Raw genomic sequence first — 19,020 nt, forward strand, 5'->3', positions numbered from 1 at the left:
CCTGCCAGGCGGCCGATTCCCCCGTCCCTGGCTGCCGCAGGTGTAGCGCGTACGGCGCGTGGCGCCCGGTTCGGTCACGCGCCCGGCCGCCCCTTGCGGCCGGGCGCGTCATCCCTCCAAGCGTCTGGGAATGGCATGACCAGCATCGCCAGTGGGCCACCCGGGAACGGCCACGCGAGCGTGCCCCGCCCGTACCGGAGCAGGTCCAACGCGTCCGGCGTGAAGGCCCGGCATCTGCGCGCCCATGTTCTGGTCGTGGGGTGGCTGTGCCTGGCCCTGCTGGCGGTCGCGGCGCAGGAGTCGCTGCCGGTGGCCCGCTGGCAGGCGGTGCACATGTTCCTGCTCGGTGCCGTCACCACCGCCATCCTGATCTGGAGCGAGCACTTTGCCGTCGCCCTGCTGCACGCGAAGATCCCCGACGAGCGCTGGAGCACCGCCCGGCTCGCGACCGCCAACCTCGCCGTGGCCGGGCTGCTCATCGGCGTGTGGACCGCACTGCCCGTGCTGACCGCCGTCTCCGCCGCGCTCCTGGTGGCCGCGGCCACCGCGCACCTGGTGGTGCTGGTCCGCCTCGGGCGGGGCGCGCTGGGCGGGCGGCTGAAGCCGGTCGTCTCCTACTACCGGGCGGCCACAGCGGCCCTGATGGCCGGTGCCGTTCTCGGCTGGCTGCTGGCCACCGGTGGCGTCGGCGGACCCGACCGGTACGCCGGGCTGCGCCTGGCGCACATCCACGTCACGCTGCTCGGCTGGATCGGTCTGCCCGTACTGGGCACGCTGTTCATGCTGTGGCCGACGGTGCTGGGCGTACGGATGGAGGACCGCACCACGAACGTGTCCCGGTGGGTGCTGTGGTTCACCGGCAGCGGACTGCTGGTCGCGGTTGCCGCTCTGGCACTCGGCTGGCGCTGGCCGGCCGCGGCGGGCCTCGCCCTGTACGTGGAGGGAGCGGCCCTCGCCGTCAACCTCCTCGTCCGCACCGTACGCGGCAACCGCCCCGTCTGCGCCGCGGCGGCCTGGATGCTCGCCGCGGCCACCAGCTGGCTGCTGACCGCGGTGGCGGCGGATCTGGCGTGGCTGGTCACCCGGCCGCTCGCGGCGGCACAGAACGGGATCGACGCTCTGCTCCCGGTGCTGCTCATCGGCTTCGTCGCCCAGATCCTCATCGGCGCGCTCACGTACCTGCTGCCGGTCGTCCTCAGCAGCGGCCCGAAGGACCGGGCGGCGGTACGGGCGCTGCTCGAACGGGGCTGGCCGGCAAGGACGCTGGCCCTCAACACCGGTGTCGCTCTGGCGGCACTCCCGCTGCCCGGCCCGGCCGCGACGACGGGCATGCTGCTGGCCGCGCTGGCGGGGGCCTCGTTTGTCGCCCTCGCGGTGCCGGTGCTCGTACGCAGCGGCCGGGGACTGCCGTCGGAGGCACGTGCGGCCGCTGCGTCACGGCGCCCCGTGCTGTGGGGCACCGCCGCAGGGGCCGTACTGACCGTGCTGGCCGTGCTCGTGGCCAACAGCGGAGGGGACACGGGCGACCCGGCCGTCGCCTCCGCGGCGGGAGGCGGTGCCGCCACCGCGACTCGTACCGTCAACGTCACCCTGGCCGACATGCGCATACGCCCGGCTCGCATCGAGGTCGCGGCAGGCACCGCGCTGCGGCTGAAGGTCACCAACGACGACGCCCAGCGCCACGACCTCAAGGTCGAGGACGGTCCCGCCACGCCGATGCTGGCCAAGGGCGACACCCGCGTACTCGACCTCGGGGAGGTCACCGAGAACCGCGAGGCGTGGTGCACCCTGCCGGGCCACAAGGCGGCCGGGATGACCATGGACATCGTCGTCAAGGGCGGCGACACGGCGAAGGACAGCAGCGGACACGAGGGACACGCATCGGCCGCCGACAACGACGACGCCGGTCCGGACCTCGCCGCCGACTACTCCACCGGCTGGCGGCCACGCGACGCCGACCTGGCCCCCGCGCCCGGCGGGACGGTCCACAAGGTCGAACTGCACGCCGCCCATACGACAGTTGAGGTCACCCCCGGCGTGAAGCAGCAGATGTGGACCTTCGGCGGTACCGCACCAGGCCCCACCCTGCACGGCAAGGTCGGCGACGTCTTCGAGATCACCCTCGTCAACGACGACCACGGCATGGGCCACGGCATCGATTTCCACGCCGGCTCCCTCGCCCCCGACCGGCCCATGCGCACCATCCAGCCCGGCGAGCGTCTGGTCTACCGCTTCCGCGCCGAGAAGGCCGGGGCCTGGCTGTACCACTGCAGCACCGCACCGATGCTCCAGCACATCGGCAACGGCATGTACGGCGCCATCGTCATCGACCCGCCCGGCCTCGCGAGGGTGGACCACGAGTACGTACTGGTCTCCTCAGAGCTGTACCTCGGCACCCCGGGCAGTACCGCGCAGGTGACGAAGATGCGTCAGAACACCCCGGACGCCTGGGTGTTCAACGGCATGGCCAACCAGTACGCCAAGGAGCCGCTGAAGGTGAAGGCCGGTGAGCGGGCCCGCTTCTGGGTGGTCGCCGCCGGACCCGGCGACGGCATCGCCTTCCACCTCGTGGGAACCGTCTTCGACACCGTCTACAAGGAGGGCGCCTACCTGCTCAAGCCCGGTGATCCGGGCGGCGCGCAGGTGCTGGACCTGGCCCCGGCACAGGGCGGCTTCGTCGAGACGACGTTCCCCGAGGCCGGCCACTACGCCTTCGTCGACCACGACATGCGCCACGCCGAGGCGGGAGCGCATGGCATGGTGGAGGTGAGCGACTGATGGACACCGTCGGCCTGTGGTCCCTGGTGCGGTTCGCGCACGTGGCCGGCGCCGCCCTGTGGGTCGGTGGGCAGTTGGCCCTCTCCCTGGTGATCCTGCCGCTGGCCCGCCATCTGCTCGCCCCGGAGGCCAAGGACAGCTTCACCGCCGCGGCGGGCCGCCGTTTCGGGATGCTGACCGGGGCGGTGTTCCTGCCCGTGCAGCTGGCCACCGGCTGGGCCATGGCCTGGCACAAGGGCGTCACCTGGGCCTCCCTCGCCGAACCCGGCTACGGCCGCACCCTCGCCACCAAACTCGCCCTGTTCGTGGTGGTGATGCTCGCCGCGGCCGGACACGGCATCGCCCACGCCAAGGGCCGCTCCGACCTGGCCCGCGCCCTGGCGGTCGTCTCCCTCGTCGGCTCACTCGGCGTCGTCCTACTGGCCACCGCTCTCCCGGCCACATGACCCATGGCCCGGGACAAAGAAAAGAGGAGGCATCATGCGCACCGAAGCCCCGCTGGACGCAGCCACCGTGGAGTCGCTCCTGGCGTCGGCCGTGGCGGCCCCGTCGATCCACAACACACAGCCCTGGCGCTTTCGCCTGGACCCCGACCGCCAGGTGCTGGAGGTCCATTCGGCACCGGAGCGCACCCTGCCGCTCACCGACCCGATGCACCGGGCCCAGTATCTGTCCGTGGGCGCCGCGGTCTTCAACCTCCGCCTCGCCGCAGTCCACTTGGGCCGGCGTCCCGAGGTGAGGCTGCTGCCGGACCGTCACACCCCCGGCCTGCTGGCCGCCGTACGACTGACCGGTCCCCTCGGCGCGGACGACCAGCCGTCGGACCCGGGTCTCTACGAGGCCATCGCACGACGGCACACCAGCCGGATGCCCTTCACCGGCCGCCCGGTGCCCGAGCCGATCGTGGCGGAGATGGCCTCGGCCGCGCGGTCCGCCGACGCGCGCCTGCACATACCGGACATCGCCGGAACCCGGCAACTGCTGCGCCTGACCGCCGCAGCCGAGGAACGCAACCGTGCACACCCGGAACGTTCCGCCGAAACCCTCACCTGGCTCACCGCCCCCGGCTCCAATGCCTCGTACGGCATTCCCGTCACCGCCCTGGGCCCGCCCGACGCGGCCGGGCGGATGCCGATGCGGGATTTCACCAGCACACTGCCCGCCCTCCGTCTGCCCGCCCTGTGGTTCGAACGCCACGTCCAGCTGGGCCTCTTGTGGACGCTCCACGACCGGCGGGAGGACTGGCTGCGCGCCGGCCAGGCACTCCAGTACGTACTCCTCACGGCGACCGCGCGCGGACTGCGCACCTCACTCCTGCACCAGGCCATGGAATGGTCCGACCTGCGGGCCGCGACAGCCCTCCCGCGAGACAAGCGATGCCATCCGCAGGTGCTGATCCGCTTCGGTTACGGCCCGGACGGCGCCGGCACACCGCGAGGCCGCTGATGGGGGCTCAGCTGTCGTAGTCGACCGTGAGGGTGTCGGAGGCGGCGTAGGTCTGGCAGGTGAGGACGTAGCCCTCTGAGACCTCCGCCGGTTCCAGGGCGTAGTTGCGGCGCATGTCCGCTGTACCGTCGGTGACCAGGGCGCGGCACGTTCCGCAGACGCCGCCCTTGCACGCGAACGGCAGGTCGGGGCGGACCTGTTGGGCGCCGTCGAGGATGCCGCGGTGGCGTGGCGCGGCGAACGTGGTCGCCCGGCCGTCGAGGACCACGGTGACCTCGCTCGTCGGGCCCCGGCCCGGGGCGTCGTCGCGGTCGGTGGTGGGCGTGGCGGGCGGTGCGGGGGGCTCATCGTCCGCGTGGAACAGTTCCTGGTGGACACGGTCCACCGGGACGCCGAGTCCGGTGAGGAGCGCGCGGGCGTCGCGCACCATGCCGTGCGGGCCGCACAGCCACCAGTGGGCGACCTCCCGGACGTCGAGGAGAGCGTCCAGCAGTGCGGTGAGCCGCTCGGTGTCGAGACGGCCGGAGAGCAACGCGGCCTCGCGCGGCTCGCGGGACAGGACGTGGGCGAGCTGGAAACGGGCCGCGTACCGGTCCTTCAGGTCGGCGAGCTCGTCCGCGAACATCACGGTGCCGGTGCGCCGGTTGCCGTACAGGAGCGTGACGCGCGCGTCCTCGTCCGCGGCGAGGACGGACGCGGCGATGGACAGCATCGGCGTGACACCGGACCCGGCGGCGACGAGTACCTGGTGGCCGAGGCCGCCGGCACCGGTCAGATCCGGGGCGAACGCGCCGGTCGGGGCCATGACCTGCAGAGTGTCCCCGGGGCGTACGCCGTGCACGAGCCAGGAGGAGAACAGCCCGCCCGGTACCACGCGGACACCGATGCGCGGTGCCGTACCGGCCGGTGCGCAGATCGAGTACGAGCGCCGTTCGTCACGACCGTCGATCTCGCGGCGCACGGTGAGGCACTGACCCGGACGGAACGCGAACTCGGCGGCCAGGCGGTCGGGTACGTCGAAGGTGAGAGCGGCCGCGTCGGCGCACAGCGGTTCCACGGAGGACACGCGCAGGGCGTGGAAGGCCGGGCGGCGGGACCGAACGGGAGGCAGGGTCATAGCAGGTCCTTGACGTGAGGGAACGGCTCCAGACAGGCACGACAGCGCCGAAGTGCCGTGCAGGCGGTGGCGGCGAAGCGCGAGATCTCCTCGGTGTCCACCGAGGCGCAGCGCGGGCAGGGAACTTCGGTCGGTGTGGTCGACAGGGTCAGCCAGGTCCGGCCCGGTTCCGGGCCCGGCCCGCTGCGTGGCCCGGGCGGCGCGATGCCGTGCTCCGCCAGCTTGCGGCGGCCCTCTTCGGTGATCCGGTCCGTGGTCCACGGCGGATCGAGCACCGTGACCACCCGTACGTCGGTGAAGCCGGCGGCCCGCAGCCGGGCCGCCACCTCGGCACGCATCTCGGCCACGGCGGGGCAGCCCGCGTATGTCGGGGTGAGCCGTGCGACGACGGTTCCGTCGGGCGTCACGTCGACGCCGTGCAGCACCCCGAGGTCCGCGAGCGTCAGCATGGGCAGTTCGGGGTCGGGGACCTCGGCGGCGATCCGCAACGCCCGTGCCGCCGACGCCGTCACCACGACGCGTCCGGGTGTGCGCGGGCGACGCTCTGCAGCTCGGCGAGGAGGGGCGCCAGATGCGGGGTGTGCTCGCCGTCCCTGCCGGAGCCCGGGACCGAGGACACCGGCGCATCGAGCCGGGACACGTCGTCGGGCCGGTTCAGCCCGGCATCGGCCAGCACGTGGAACAGCTCCAGCCGGGTCCGAGCGGCGACGTCCACCGGCTCCACGCCCAGGCGTGCGGCGGCGCGGTCCGTCAGCAGCTCGTCCAGCCAGGGGGCGAGGGCGTCCAGCGCGGCCCGTACACGACTGGCGGACTCGTCGGTGCCGTCACCGAGCCGTACCGTCCACTCCGCCGCGTAACGGCGGTGGTAGGCCAGCTCCTTGACGCTCTTCGCGGCGATCGCGGCCAGCACGGGGTCGGGTGCGGCGGCGAGCGCCTCGCACACGGCCAGCCGCCAGACGGACAGCACCAGCAGACGGACGACGGTGAACGCGAAGTCCCCGCCCGGCAGTTCGGCGAGGCGTACGTTGCGGAAGTCCTCCGGCTCGCGGAAGTAGGCGTACGCGTCCTCGCCGCGGCCCGTGCCGTCGGCCCGGCCCGCCCTGGCGTACAGCAGACGGGCCTGGCCGAGGAGGTCGAGTCCGATGTTGGCCAGTGCCAGCTCTTCCTCCAACTCCGGGGCGCGGGTGCACCATTCGGCCAGCCGCTGCGCGGACACCAGGGCGTCGTCGCCGAGCGCTGCACAGCAGGCGGCCAGGTCTTCCGCGTCGACCCCGTCGGGCACCGCCTGGTCGACGCCGTGCAGGGGGTCGGTGAAGCCGGTGCCGAATGCCCAGCGCGCGCTGTCGCCGTCGACGTACACATCCTCGTCGGTCATGCGCTGCTCCTAAATGTTCCTGGATGTTCCCTAGATGTGGGGGACGTCGTCGGGGATGTCGTAGAAGGTGGGGTGCCGGTAGACCTTGTCGCCGCTGGGCGCGAAGAAGGGATCCTTCTCGTCGGGTGCGGAGGCGGCGATGGTGTCCGAGCGCACGGCCCAGATGCTCACGCCTTCGTTGCGCCGTGTGTAGAGGTCGCGGGCGTGCAGGAGGGCCATCTCGTCGTCGGCGGCGCGCAGGGAGCCGACGTGGACGTGGTTGAGCCCGCGCTTGCCGCGGACGAACACCTCGTACAGCGGCCAGTCGCCCTTTGTCGTCGTACTCATGCCGCCGCCCCTTCCCGCAGCCGGGCCGTCCGCTTGTCGGCGTGCGCGGCGGCGGCCCGCCGTACCCAGGCGCCCTCCTCGTGCGCGGCCCGGCGACGGGCGATCCGCTCGGCGTTGCACGGTCCGTCACCGGAGACGACCCGCTTCAGCTCGTCCCAGTCGGGGGCGGAGAAGTCGTGGTGGCCGCGCTCCTCGTTCCATCGCAGGTCCGGGTCGGGCAGGGTGACGCCCAGCTTCTCGGCCTGCGGGACGGTCATGTCGACGAAGCGCTGCCGCAGTTGGTCGTTGCTGTGCCGCTTGATCCTCCAGGCCATGGACCGTGCCGAGTTGGGGGAGTCGTCGTCGGGCGGGCCGAACATCATCAGGGACGGCCACCACCAGCGATCGACGGCGTCCTGCACCATGGCGCGCTGTTCGTCGGTGCCGCGCATCATGGTCAGCAGCAGTTCGTAGCCCTGCCGTTGGTGGAAGGACTCCTCCTTGCAGATGCGGACCATGGCACGTCCGTACGGGCCGTACGAGGTGCGGCACAGCGGGACCTGATTGCAGATGGCCGCCCCGTCCACGAACCAGCCGATCACCCCGACGTCGGCGAAGGTGCGGGTGGGGTAATTGAAGATCGAGGAGTACTTCTGACCTCCGTCGATCAGCCGCTCCGTCAGCTCCGTGCGGTCGGCGCCGAGCGTCTCGGCCGCCGAGTAGAGGTAGAGCCCGTGGCCCGCCTCGTCCTGCACCTTGGCGAAGAGGATCGCCTTGCGGCGCAGCGAGGGCGCCCGGGTGATCCACTCGCCCTCCGGCTGCATGCCGATGATCTCGGAGTGGGCGTGCTGGGCGATCTGCCGGACGAGCGTGGCCCGGTAGGCGTCGGGCATCCAGTCGCGGGGTTCGACGCGCTGGTCACGGGCGATGGTGTTCTCGAAGGCGGCCTCGGGGTCGTACGGCGGCGGGGGCGCTGCGGTGGGGGTGTTCACGATGGCGTGTCCTGTCGTGGGTCGGGGGAGGGGTCCGTTGAGGGGGAGCGGTCAGTGACCGCGGAAGACCAGGGCGCGGCGTTCCCTGTTCTGGGAGGTTCCGGAGTTCCTGTCACCATCGGTAGAACCCCTGACCGCTCTTGCGGCCCAGCTCACCGCGGGCGACCTTGTCCCGCAGCAGCCGCGGCGGCGCGAACCGCTCGCCGAGCGTCGCGTGCAGGTGCTCCGCGATGGCGAGCCGTACGTCGAGTCCGACCACGTCGGTGAGGCGCAGCGGGCCCATCGGGTGCCGGTAGCCGAGGTGCATGGCCGTGTCGATGGCCTCCGCGTCGGCGACCCCCTCCTCGACCATGCGGATCGCCTCAAGGCCGAGGGCGAGGCCGAGGCGGCTGCTGGCGAAGCCGGGCGAGTCCTTGACGACGACGTCCTGTTTGCCGAGGGCGTGCGTCCAGCGGACCGCCGCGGACCGGGTCGTTTCGGTGGTGTCGGGGGTCAGGACCAGTTCGACGAGGGCGGAGACGGGAACGGGGTTGAAGAAGTGCATCCCCAGGAACCGCCCGGGACGCCGCAGGGTCGCCGCGAGTTCGGTGACGGAAAGGGAGCTGGTGTTGCTGGCCAGCACGCATCCGTCGTGTACGACGTCCTCGGCGGCGGTGAGCAACTCGGCCTTGAGCGCCGGGTCCTCCGGGACCGCCTCGACGACCAGGTCGGTGTCGTGGGGCAGTGCGGCGATCGAGGAAACGACGGCGACCCGGTCCGGCACGTCGAGATCCGACGGCCCGGCGAGTGCGAGCGTCCCGCGCTCGGTCGCCTGCCGAAGTCCCTTGGCGATTCGCTCCAGAGCGGCGGCGCCCGCGGAGCCGTCGCGCTCCACGACGGCCACGCGCGACCCGGCGGCCGCGAAGGACTGGGCGATACCGGCGCCCATGCGGCCGCCGCCGATCACCCCCACCACGGAGGGCGGTGCTGCTGCCGAGTTCATGCCAGGCCTCCCGTCTTCTCCGTCTTCGCCGTCTTCTCCAGGAAGCGCGTCATGCGCTCCTCCTTGTCCGGGCTCTCGAAGAGCACCGCCTGAGCAAGGTCGTCGGCCACGGGATGGGCACCCGGGGCATCGGTGACGAGCTTCGTCAGCCGCAGGGCGAGGGCCGAGGAGCGGGCCATCCGGTCGAGCAGCGCGTGCGCCTCGTCGATCAGCCGGTCCGTCGGTACGACGTCCATGACGAGCCCGCAGGCGAGTGCGGCCGGCGCGTTGAGGGTGCGTCCGGCGAGCAGGACCTGCTTGGCCACCGACTCGCCCACCAGTTCGCGCAGCCGCCGGCACGCACCGGCGGCGGCGAGTATGCCGAGGCCCGGTTCGGGATTGCCGAAGACCGCGTCCGGCCCGGCGATTCTGAGGTCGCAGGCGTACGCCAACTCGGCGCCCCCGCCCAGCGCCCAGCCCGGCACCGCGGCCACGGTGGGCAGGGGCAGCCTGCGCACCCGCTCGAAGAGGCGGCTGTTGATGCCCTGGAGGGCCTCGTCGCGGCCCCGAGCGCGCAGTTCGCCGATGTCGGCACCGCCCGCGAAGACCCCGCCGTGCCCGGTGAGCAGCAGGAACTTCGGGGCTCGCTCCAACTCCTCGCACACCCCGTGCAGTTCGGCGATCATGCGGCCGTTGATGGCGTTGCGGGCGGCGGGCCGGCACAAGGTGACGACCACCCGGTCCGTGCCCTCCTCGACCGAGAGCGTCTCGTACGACTGGTTCTCGTACGGGCGTTCCGCGGGTGTCTTGTTCATACGCGCTCCACGAGCATGGCCACGCCCTGTCCCACCCCGACGCAGAGGGTCGCCAGACCTCGCCGGCCACCCTCCCGCTCCAGTCGGCCCAGCAGGGTGAGCAGGATGCGGGCGCCGGAGCAGCCCAGGGGGTGGCCGAGGGCGATGGCGCCGCCGTCGGCGTTGACGCGGTCCGGGTCGAGCTTCAGCCGGTGCACGACCGCAAGGGCCTGGGCGGCGAAGGCCTCGTTGAGTTCGACCGCGTCGAGATCCCCGGCCGTCCAGCCCGCCCGGTCGAGAGCCTTGGCGGTGGCCGGCACGGGGCCGAGCCCCATCAGGTGGGGCTCGACCCCGGCCGAGGCGGCGGTGATGACACGGGCCCGGGGAGTAAGCCCGTAGCGCTCCACCGCCGCCCCGCTCGCCACCACCAGGGCGGCAGCCCCGTCGGACAGCGGCGAGGAGTTGCCCGCGGTGACGATGCCGCCCGGGCGGAAGACGGTGCGCAGGCCGCTCAGCTTCTCCAACGTGGTGGCCGGGCGCGGCCCTTCGTCCTGGGTGACCTCACCGTCCGCCACCGGCACCGGGACGATCTCCGCCGCGAAGCGGCCCGCCGTCTGTGCGGCCACCGCCCGGCGGTGGCTGCGCAGCGCGAAGGAGTCCGCGTCCAGGCGGCTGATGCCGTCGAGGGTGGCGACCTCCTCCGCGGTCTCGCCCATCGACAAGGTCGTCGTCGCGGGGAAGCGCGGGTTGGTGAAGCGCCAGCCGAGTGAGGTGTCGTGGACGTCGCCGGGCCGGGACCAGGGTGTGCCCGGCTTGGCCATCACCCAGGGCGCACGGGTCATCGACTCGACCCCGCCGGCCACGAGCAGCTCGGCCTCGCCCGCCCGTATCGAGTGCGCGGCGGACGCGACGGCCGTGAGCCCCGAGGCGCACAGCCGATTGACCGTGTATCCGGGCACGGTGTGCGGAAGTCCGGCCAGCAGTACGGCCATCCGCGCGACGTCCCGGTTGTCCTCCCCGGCCTGGTTCGCGGCGCCGAGGATCACCTCGTCCACGGAGTCGGCCGGGATCCCGGCGCGGCGCACGGCCTCGCCGACGACGAGCGCGGCCAGGTCGTCGGGGCGCACGGAGGACAGGGCACCGCCGTAACGGCCCTGCGGGGTACGGGCACCGTCGATCAGATAGACCTCATCGGACATCGGCGTGCTCCTCGGCCGGTGCGTGACGGCGGGACTGGAGGACGGAGAAGCGGCCCGTGACGAACGCCGGGTCGGTCAGCGTCGCGTTGGCGGCCGGGTTGGCCGACGTGCCGTGGAAGTCGCTGAAGGCGGCGGACTGGTTGGGGAACACGTCGCCGGTCAGGTTCTCCGACAGGTGCGCGCCCGCCTCCAGGGCCGTCGCCCGCGCCGCCGCCAGCACGTCCCCGCCGGTCGCGTAGACGCAGGCGGTGAGCGCGCCGTGGCACCCTACGGTGTCGTGCAGCACGCGCAGGGAGTGCGCGGTGTCGTCGGTGGCGATGACGAAGGAGACCGGCCCGAACCACTCGCTCGTGTAGGTCTTCTCGTCGGCCTCGGCGTCGAGCCGGGCCACCAGCGGGGTGCGGACGACGGCGTCCGGGTGGTCGGGGTGCGACACGGCCCGCGAGGGATGCGCGGTACGGCCCAGGGCTGCCGCCTCCTCCACACGCGCGAGAACTCCGCCGTTCACGATCGCCCCGAGGGTGGCGGCGGCGCGGGCGGGGTCGCCGAGGAGGTCGTCCAGCGCGGAGCCCAGATCGGCGGCGAACTCGTCGGCGGTACGCGGCCCTTGGTCGGTGCGGAACCCGTCGCGGGGCACGAGGATGTTCTGCGGGGTGGTGCACATCTGGCCGCTGTAGAGCGACAGCGAGAACGCGAGGTTGCGCAGCAGTCCGGCGTAGTCGTCCGTGGAGTCCACTACGACGGTGTTCAGACCCGCCTTCTCCGTGTGTACGACGGCCTGGCGGGCGTTGTCCTCCAGCCAGTCGCCGAACTCACTGGAGCCGGTGAAGTCCACGATCCGTACGTCGGCGTGGGTGGCCAGGGCGGGAGCGGTGCGTTCCTCGGGGCGGGAGGAGGCCAGCAGCACCACGTCCGGGTCGAACCCGGCTTCCGCCAGCACCTCGCGGGCGATCCGCACGGTGATCGCCAGCGGCAGCACGGCCCGCCGGTGCGGCTTGACGATCACCGGGTTGCCCGTGACCAGGCTCGCGAAGAAGCCCGGATAGCCGTTCCAGGTGGGGAAGGTGTTGCAGGCGACGAGCACGGCGACGCCCCGGCCGACCGGCGTGTACGTCTTGTCCATGATCAGCGGTCCGCCCCGGCGCCGCGGCTTGCTCCAGCGCGCGGTGGCCGGATGGCGCCGCTGGGCCTCCCAGGCGTACGCCACCGCTTCGAGGCCGCGGTCCTGGGCGTGCGGGCCGCCCGCCTGGAAGGCCATCACGAAGGGCTGGCCGGTGGTGTGCTGGACGGCGTGCGCGATCTCGAAGCTCGCCGCGTTGAGGCGGGCGAGGATCTCCGCCGCCACTCCCGCCCGGACGTCGGGGCTCGCGGAACGCCATGCCGGGGCCGCGGACTTGGCCGTCGCCACGGCGGCCTCGGGCGCCAGATGCGGATAGCTGACGCCGAGGGGGAAGCCGTACGGCGACACCTCCGTGGCGGGGACGGTGCCGGTGGTGGGGTGCCCGTCGAGTGGGAAGGGGTGGTCGAGGAGGCCGCGGAAGGCGGCCTCGCCCGCCTCGGGTGCTCCGGCGCCGTACACGGAGGTGCTCGGGGCCTCCGGGTAGGGCGTCCAGTAGTCGCGGTCGACGGTGCGGGCCACCGCCTGGTCGAGCAGGTCCGCGTGGCGTGCGTAGAAGTCGGGGAGGTCGGGATGCTGGTCGGTGGACATGGAGGCTCCAGGCCGAACGTTCGGTCGGTTGGTGAGTGCAGTGCGCCCAGGTACGGGGGAGGGGGAGGGGGAAGCAGGTCGGGTCAGACGTCGGCGAGCAGGGTCGCCGGGCGTTCCACGCAGTCGGCCACGAAGCGCAGGAAGCCGCCGGCCACGCCGCCGTCACAGACCCGGTGGTCGAAGCTGAGTGACAGCTGGGTGACCTTGCGGACGGTGAGCGCGCCGTCCACCACCCAGGGTTTGTCCACGATGCGGCCGACGCCGAGGAGCGCCGCCTCCGGGTGGTTGATGATGGGGGTGGAGCCGTCGACGCCGAACACGCCGTAGTTGTTGAGGGTGAAGGTGCCCCCGGTCAGCCGGTCGGGCGGCAGACTGCCGGTCCGCGCCAGTTCGGTCAACCGGGCGAGCTCCGCGGCGAGTTGGACCGTCGTCAGCCGGTGGGCGTCGCGGACGACGGGGACGACAAGGCCGCGTTCGGTCTGGGCGGCGAAGCCCAGGTGTACCTCGTCGTGGCGCAGGATCTCCCGGCGTTCGGTGTCGACGGCCGAGTTCAGCTCGGGGTAGCGGCGCAGACCGGCGACACAGATCCGGGCGAACAGGGCCAACAGGCCGACGCGGCGGCCGGGTTCGGCGGCCTCCAGCGCCTTCTTGGCCTGGAGCAGTCCGGTCGCGTCCACGTCGACCCAGGTCGTGGCGTCGGGGATCTCGGTGCGGCTGCGCGAGAGCTTGTCCGCGACGGCTTTGCGGACGCCTCGGAGCGGGATGCGGACGGGACCGCTGGAGACGGTGTCCGGCCGGGAGACGGGCGCGGTGTCCGGCCGTGACCCAGGCGTGGGTTCCCGCCGTGACGCAGGCGTGGGCTCCGTGATGGTCCGCGCGCCGGACGGGACCTCCGCGTGCCGTGCGCCCTGGGCGACGGCCTGTTCCACGTCCCGCCGCAGGACGACCCCGGCGGGACCGGACGGCACAAGCGCGGTGAGGTCGATCCCGTGGTCCCGCGCCATCCTGCGCACGAGAGGCGAGATGACCCGGGGAGCGTGCGGCCCGATCGCCGGCGCCGTCCCGGCTACCGGTCCGGCGGGCGCCGCCGGGGCCACGGGCCCGGCGGATGCCACGGCGGCCCCCGGCATGGCGGGCGCCGTCTCGGCCACGGGTCCGGGGATCGCCGTGGCGGCGACCGGCCAGGCGGTTGCCGTCTCGGCCACGGGCCCGGCGGACGCCGCCTGGGGCACGGGCCCGTCGGTCGCCGCCGCGGCCCCCGCTCGTCTGCGGCGCCGACGCGACACCGGTTCGTGTCCAGTGCCGTAGCCGATCAGCACGTTGCCCGATCCGGCCTGCTCTTCCTCCCGGTACCGCTCTGCGGCCGACCGGGCCGACCGGGCCGACCTGGCCGACCTGGCCGACCCGGCCGGGTCGGATGGCGCCGGTCCCGCCATGGGCTCGCCCGACGGCGACGAACCGAGGGCCTCACCCATGTCGCCGTCGCCGCCCGGCCCGCTCGTCGAGCCGGGCCGGCGAGCCCCGGTACCGACTGCGGCGGGCGACGGATCGCCCGAGCCACCCGTGCCGCCGCCCCCGCCGGAGGCATTCGTGTTCGCGCCCACGGTGATCAGCGGCTCCCCCACCCCCAGCGCCGCGCCCGCCTCCGCGTGCAGCCGCAGCACCGTGCCCGCGTACGGCACCGGCACCTCGACCGCGGCCTTGGCGGTCTCCACCTCGACGACGATCTGGTCGATCGTCACGGTGTCGCCGACGGCGACCTTCCACTCGATGATCTCGGCGTCGGTGAGCCCCTCGCCGAGGTCGGGGAGCTTGAACAGCTGCTCGCGCAGCGTTGCGGTGGTCATGCGATGGCTCCCTTCGACAGGTGCCGGGTGTCGGGCTCGTCGGAGAACTGCAGTCGGTCGACGGCGTCGAGGATCCGGTCGACGCCGGGCAGGTGCGCGTGCTCCAGCTTCGGCGGCGGGTACGGGATGTCGAAGCCGGCCACCCGCAGCACGGGCGCGTCCAGCGAGTGGAAGCAGCGCTCCTGCACCCGGGCGGCGATCTCCGCGCCGACCCCGGCGAAGCCCTGCGCCTCCTGAACGACCACACAGCGCCCCGTCCTGCGCACCGACTCCGTGACGGTCTCGTCGTCGAAGGGCACCAGCGTCCGCAGGTCCACGACCTCCAGCTCGATTCCGTCCTCGGCGGCTGCCTCGGCAGCGGCCAGGGCCACCGGGACCGAGGGGCCGTAGGCGACGACGGTGGCGTCACGCCCGGCGCGCCGGATCGCCGCCCGCCCGAACGGCAGCGCCCCGCGCGTCTCCAGTTCGGTGTCCTCGCGCGACCAGTACAGCTTCTTCGGCTCCAGGAACACCACCGGGTCGGGGTCGGCCACCGCGTCACGCAGCAGCCAGTACGCGTCCTCGGCGGTGGCCGGGGTGACGACCTTGAGGCCGGGCGTGTGGGCGTAGTAGGCCTCGCTGGAGTCGCAGTGGTGCTCGACTCCGCCGATTCCGCCGGCGTAGGGGATGCGGATCACCATCGGCAGGCCGATCCGCCCGCGGGTGCGGTTGCGCAGCTTGGCGACGTGCGAGGCGATCTGCTCGAACGCCGGGTAGGCGAAGGCGTCGAACTGCATCTCCACCACGGGCCGGAAGCCGCCCATCGCCATGCCGACCGCCAGCCCGACGATGCCGGCCTCCGCGAGCGGGGTGTCGAAGCAGCGCTGCTCGCCGAAGTCGCGGGTCAGCCCGTCGGTGATGCGGAACACGCCGCCCAGCGGGCCGACGTCCTCCCCGAAGACGAGGACTCGTTCGTCCTCGCCGAGTGCGTCGCGCAGGGCGGTGTTGAGCGCCTGCGCCATCGTGACCTTGGCCATGGTCGTCAGTCCTCCTGGGCCTGGGCGGATTCGGCGAGCTCGGCCGCCAACTGGGCACGCTGCTCGCGCAGTTGCGGGGTGAGATCGGCGTATACGTGGTCGAACAGCTCCAGCGGATCCAGTACGGAGTCCGCGTTCAGGCCGGCACGCACCCGCGCCGCCAGCTCCTCGGCCTCCTCCCGCAGCGCCGCCACGTCCTCGTCGGTGAGCGCGCCGCGCGAGCGCAGATAGGTCTCCAGGCGGTCGACCGGGTCGGCGCCCCGCCACTGGTCCACCTCGTCGTCCTCCCGGTAGCGGGTGGCGTCGTCGGCGTTGGTGTGTGCGTCCATGCGGTAGGTGTGCGCCTCGACCAGGACCGGGCCGTTCCCGGCGCGGGCGTGCTCGACGGCCGCGGTCAGCACTGCCAGCACCGCGAGCAGGTCGTTGCCGTCGACCTGCTCGGCGCGCACCCCGTGGCCGATGCCCTTGTAGGCGAGGGCGGGCGCCGCGGTCTGCCGGGCCAGCGGGACGGAGATCGCGTACTTGTTGTTCTGCACGAAGAAGACGACCGGGGCGCGGAAGACGGCCGCGAAGTTCAGCGCCTCGTGGAAGTCGCCCTCGCTGGTCGCCCCGTCCCCGACGAGTGCCATCGCCACGCCGTCCTCGCCCTTGCGGCGCAGGGACTCGGCCATGCCGACGGCGTGGAGCACCTGGGTGGCAAGCGGGGTGCACTGCGGTGCGACGCGGGTGGCGGCGGGGTCGTAGCCGCAGTGCCAGTCGCCGCGCAGCAGTGTCAGCACCTCGACCGGGTCGATGCCACGGGTCACCAGGGCGACGGAGTCGCGGTAGGTCGGGAACAGCCAGTCGTCCGGGCGCAGCGCGAGCACGGCGCCGATCTGACAGGCCTCCTGGCCGCGGCTGGAGGGATAGACCGCGAGGCGGCCCTGCTTGGTGAGGGCGGTCGCCTGGGTGTCGAACCGGCGGCCCAGGACCATTCGCCGCCAGGCCTCGAGCAGGGCCTCGACCTCGGGCTCGGTGTAGTCGGCCGGCTGCTTCGCGACCGGTGTGCCGTCCTCGGCCACGAACCGTACCGGCGACAGGGACGGCAGGAGGCCCTGCACCGTCTGGCGGAGGCTCTTCACAGACATGGAGGGCACTCGCTTTCTCTGGACACTTGACAGGAGAATGGTCGCCGTCGCGGAATATGTGTTCAATAGTTCGGCGAAACAGGCGACGAACTGCCGAATCGAAGAGATCGGGAGGACAAAGTGTCCGAGGAAAGCGCCCTGCCGGGGGCAGTGACCGGACGAACTGCCGTCCCGCTCGACGACATCGACCGGCAGATCCTGAGCCGGCTGCTCGAGGACGGCCGGATCTCGGTCCGCGCCCTCGCCGAGCAGGTGCACATCTCCCGGGCCAACGCCTACACGCGCATCGGCCGGCTGGTGGCCGAGGACGTCATCACGGGCTTCACCGCGCAGCTCAACGCCCAGCGGGCGGGCCTGGGCACGAGTGCGTACGTGACGGTGATGATCGACCAGAACGCATGGCGGAACATCTCCCGCGAACTGCGCGAGATCCCGTACGTCGAGCATGTCGCCCTCGTCACGGGCGACTTCGACGTCCTGGTGCTGGTGCGCGCACCGGACAACCTGGCGCTGCGCAAGGTGGTGCTGGAGAGCATCCAGGCGGTGCCGGGTGTGCGCTCCACCCGCACCTGGCTGGTCTTCGACGAAGTGCGGGGGCGCGGCGCCAACTGGACGGACTGAGGGACCGGCGCGGTCATACGTCGATCAGCGCGGCGGTGGCGGCAGGGCTCCCCGCGGCGACCTCCGGACGGTCAGGTGCCCGGACGGGATCCGCCGCCGGTGCGCGCCGCCGGGAGCGCACCACGCGGAACCGTCCCGTGACGAAGTGGGCGTCGGCGCCCGGCAGTTCGGCGAGGGCCGAGGACGGGTCGGCGGGCAGGTCGTCGAGGTTCTCCACGAGATGCACCCCGGCGTCCAGCGCCGCCGTCTCGGCCGCCGCCAGCACCAGCGGGTCGGTGGAGTGCACCGAGGCGTGGAGCGCGCCGTGCCGCGCCACCGTACGGCCCAGGAGCGCCAGGCTGTGCGAGGTCGAGTCGGTGCCCACCAGGAAGGAGATGGGCCCGGGCCACTCGCGCGTGTAGACACGCTCGTCCGAGGCGCGCAGCCGCACCAGCAGCGGACTGCGCAGATCGGCGTACGGGTGGTCGGGATGGGCCACGGGACCGGACGCGTGCAGGACCGGGCCGCACCGCGCCGCCTCCGTCAGAGCGCCGCGTACCTCGTCCGCGGTGATCGCACCCAGCACCCTTGCCGCGCGGGCGGGATGCCCCAGCAGCCGGACCACGGCGTCACCGACGTCGGCCCCGAGGTCCCGCAGCGTCCTGTGCCCCTCGTCGGTGCTGAAGCCCCGTTCCGGTACCAGGATGTTCTGCGGCGTGGTGCGCACCGTGCCGTTGCACCGGCACGAGGAGAGGGCGAGACCCCGTACCAGGCCCCGGTAGTCGTCGGTCGAGTCCACGACGACGGTGTTCAGTCCGGTCCGGTTGGCGAACACGGCGGCCTGGTGGGCGTGTTGTTCCAGCCAGTCGGCGAACCGCGCGGAGCCCGTGAAATCGACGATGCGCACCGCCGGGTCCGTGGCCAGCCGCCGGTGCACCTGCCGCTCCGGTTCCGCCACGGCCAGGGTCACGAGGTCCGGGGAGTGACCTGCCTCCGCGAGCACCTGCCGGGCGACCCGCACCGTGATCGCCAGCGGCAGTATCGAGCGCGGGTGCGGAGCCACGACGACCGGGTTGCCGGTCACCAGGCTGGCGAACAGCCCCGGATACCCGTTCCAGAGCGGGAAGTCGGGACAGCCGACGAGCAGCGACACCCCACGGGGCACGAGTGTGCAGGTGCCCCTCAGGGCGCGCGGCGGCCCGCCCCGCTGGGCGCTTTTCCAGTGCGAGTCGACCGGCACACGTTCCGACTCGGCGAAGGCCTGGGCCACCGCCTCCAGGCCACGGTCCTGGGCACGCGGCCCGGCGGCGCGGAAGGCCGCCTGGAGGGGCTGGCCGGTCGTGTGGTGCACCGCGAGGGCCAGTTCGTGGCTGCGGGTGTTGAGCCGGCGCAGGATCTCCACGGCGAGCCCGGCGCGCTCGTACGGCCCGGCCACCCGCCAGCCGGCCGCCGCCCGCCCCGCCGCCGCGACCAGTTCCGCGGGATCGCAGCGCGGGTAGGCGATGGCCGGACCGACGCCGTACGGCGACGACTCCGTGCGCACAAGACCGAGCTCGCCGGGCTGCGGCAGGGCGAAGGTCCGTCCCAGCAGCGAGCGGAACACCTTTCCCGCGGTACGGGTCGACCTCATGCCCGCGTCGGCCGCGTCCTGGCCGGTCGCCTCGGTGAAGTGGCGCCGGCACTCACCGGCGGCGCTCGCGCGAACGATGCTCTGAAGCAGCTCGCGGTGCCGTTCGTAGGGACCGGGGCGCATG

Annotated in this window: 17 protein-coding genes; 4 read left to right on the plus strand and 13 right to left on the minus strand. The window is 72.9% G+C overall.

All coding sequences use genetic code 11. From position 1 onward, the window contains the following. Positions 1 to 135 precede the first annotated feature (135 nt). From ACFYO0_RS19585 to ACFYO0_RS19595, 3 genes are read left to right on the plus strand one after another with little or no spacing between them, the layout of a single operon-like run. Positions 136 to 2,778, plus strand: coding sequence for a multicopper oxidase domain-containing protein (locus tag ACFYO0_RS19585; RefSeq protein WP_388677207.1), 2,643 nt, complete (start codon positions 136 to 138; stop codon positions 2,776 to 2,778). Continuing rightward, positions 2,778 to 3,224, plus strand: a complete 447-nt coding sequence (locus ACFYO0_RS19590) for a hypothetical protein (RefSeq protein ID WP_388677210.1) — start codon at positions 2,778 to 2,780, stop codon at positions 3,222 to 3,224. The genes ACFYO0_RS19585 and ACFYO0_RS19590 overlap by 1 nt, the downstream gene beginning before the upstream one ends. A gap of 34 nt (positions 3,225 to 3,258) precedes the next feature. Then, positions 3,259 to 4,224, plus strand: a complete 966-nt coding sequence (locus ACFYO0_RS19595; RefSeq protein WP_388677213.1) for an Acg family FMN-binding oxidoreductase — start codon at positions 3,259 to 3,261, stop codon at positions 4,222 to 4,224. 7 nt (positions 4,225 to 4,231) lie between these two features. On the opposite strand, the gene paaE is transcribed toward ACFYO0_RS19595, so the two are convergent. The 12 genes from paaE to pdhA all read right to left on the minus strand — a co-directional run bounded on the left by paaE (position 4,232) and on the right by pdhA (position 16,666). Next, positions 4,232 to 5,341: a 1,2-phenylacetyl-CoA epoxidase subunit PaaE gene (paaE, locus tag ACFYO0_RS19600; RefSeq protein ID WP_388677216.1), complete on the minus strand. Its 1,110-nt coding sequence runs from the start codon at positions 5,339 to 5,341 to the stop codon at positions 4,232 to 4,234. After that, positions 5,338 to 5,856 (minus strand): 1,2-phenylacetyl-CoA epoxidase subunit PaaD, encoded by a 519-nt coding sequence (gene paaD / locus ACFYO0_RS19605; RefSeq protein ID WP_388677218.1) that lies wholly within the window; start codon positions 5,854 to 5,856, stop codon positions 5,338 to 5,340. Before paaD ends, paaE begins: the two co-directional genes overlap by 4 nt. Continuing rightward, complete coding sequence (paaC, locus tag ACFYO0_RS19610; protein ID WP_388677221.1) at positions 5,850 to 6,716, minus strand: 1,2-phenylacetyl-CoA epoxidase subunit PaaC; 867 nt, start codon at positions 6,714 to 6,716, stop codon at positions 5,850 to 5,852. Before paaC ends, paaD begins: the two co-directional genes overlap by 7 nt. A gap of 30 nt (positions 6,717 to 6,746) precedes the next feature. Next, positions 6,747 to 7,043 (minus strand): 1,2-phenylacetyl-CoA epoxidase subunit PaaB, encoded by a 297-nt coding sequence (paaB, locus tag ACFYO0_RS19615; protein ID WP_388677224.1) that lies wholly within the window; start codon positions 7,041 to 7,043, stop codon positions 6,747 to 6,749. Further along, positions 7,040 to 8,017: a 1,2-phenylacetyl-CoA epoxidase subunit PaaA gene (gene paaA / locus ACFYO0_RS19620; RefSeq protein ID WP_388677614.1), complete on the minus strand. Its 978-nt coding sequence runs from the start codon at positions 8,015 to 8,017 to the stop codon at positions 7,040 to 7,042. The genes paaB and paaA overlap by 4 nt, the downstream gene beginning before the upstream one ends. A 109-nt stretch (positions 8,018 to 8,126) precedes the next feature. Next, positions 8,127 to 8,996 (minus strand): 3-hydroxyacyl-CoA dehydrogenase family protein, encoded by an 870-nt coding sequence (locus tag ACFYO0_RS19625; protein ID WP_388677227.1) that lies wholly within the window; start codon positions 8,994 to 8,996, stop codon positions 8,127 to 8,129. Then, positions 8,993 to 9,790, minus strand: a complete 798-nt coding sequence (locus ACFYO0_RS19630) for an enoyl-CoA hydratase/isomerase family protein (protein ID WP_388677230.1) — start codon at positions 9,788 to 9,790, stop codon at positions 8,993 to 8,995. The genes ACFYO0_RS19625 and ACFYO0_RS19630 overlap by 4 nt, the downstream gene beginning before the upstream one ends. Beyond that, on the minus strand, positions 9,787 to 10,968 hold the full coding sequence (locus ACFYO0_RS19635) for a thiolase family protein (RefSeq protein WP_388677232.1): 1,182 nt from the start codon (positions 10,966 to 10,968) through the stop codon (positions 9,787 to 9,789). The genes ACFYO0_RS19630 and ACFYO0_RS19635 overlap by 4 nt, the downstream gene beginning before the upstream one ends. Beyond that, positions 10,958 to 12,676: a phenylacetic acid degradation protein PaaN gene (gene paaN, locus ACFYO0_RS19640; protein ID WP_388677234.1), complete on the minus strand. Its 1,719-nt coding sequence runs from the start codon at positions 12,674 to 12,676 to the stop codon at positions 10,958 to 10,960. Before paaN ends, ACFYO0_RS19635 begins: the two co-directional genes overlap by 11 nt. A gap of 83 nt (positions 12,677 to 12,759) precedes the next feature. Then, the gene (locus tag ACFYO0_RS19645) at positions 12,760 to 14,523 is read right to left on the minus strand and encodes a dihydrolipoamide acetyltransferase family protein (protein ID WP_388677237.1); all 1,764 of its coding nucleotides are present in this window, start codon (positions 14,521 to 14,523) and stop codon (positions 12,760 to 12,762) included. Next, positions 14,520 to 15,539, minus strand: a complete 1,020-nt coding sequence (locus ACFYO0_RS19650; protein ID WP_388677240.1) for an alpha-ketoacid dehydrogenase subunit beta — start codon at positions 15,537 to 15,539, stop codon at positions 14,520 to 14,522. The genes ACFYO0_RS19645 and ACFYO0_RS19650 overlap by 4 nt, the downstream gene beginning before the upstream one ends. Positions 15,540 to 15,544: 5 nt before the next feature. Continuing rightward, positions 15,545 to 16,666 carry a pyruvate dehydrogenase (acetyl-transferring) E1 component subunit alpha gene (gene pdhA / locus ACFYO0_RS19655; RefSeq protein ID WP_388677242.1) on the minus strand — a complete coding sequence of 374 codons (1,122 nt, stop codon included), beginning with the start codon at positions 16,664 to 16,666 and terminating at the stop codon, positions 15,545 to 15,547. 120 nt (positions 16,667 to 16,786) lie between these two features. Between pdhA and ACFYO0_RS19660 the strand changes: the two genes are divergently transcribed. Next, positions 16,787 to 17,287 (plus strand): Lrp/AsnC family transcriptional regulator, encoded by a 501-nt coding sequence (locus tag ACFYO0_RS19660; protein ID WP_388677245.1) that lies wholly within the window; start codon positions 16,787 to 16,789, stop codon positions 17,285 to 17,287. A gap of 13 nt (positions 17,288 to 17,300) precedes the next feature. On the opposite strand, the gene ACFYO0_RS19665 is transcribed toward ACFYO0_RS19660, so the two are convergent. After that, on the minus strand, positions 17,301 to 19,019 hold the full coding sequence (locus ACFYO0_RS19665; protein ID WP_388677249.1) for an aldehyde dehydrogenase family protein: 1,719 nt from the start codon (positions 19,017 to 19,019) through the stop codon (positions 17,301 to 17,303). Between the last annotated feature and the right edge of the window lies 1 nt (position 19,020).

The sequence above is a fragment of the Streptomyces sp. NPDC006365 genome, from assembly GCF_042870755.1.
Taxonomy (GTDB): domain Bacteria; phylum Actinomycetota; class Actinomycetes; order Streptomycetales; family Streptomycetaceae; genus Streptomyces; species Streptomyces xiangluensis.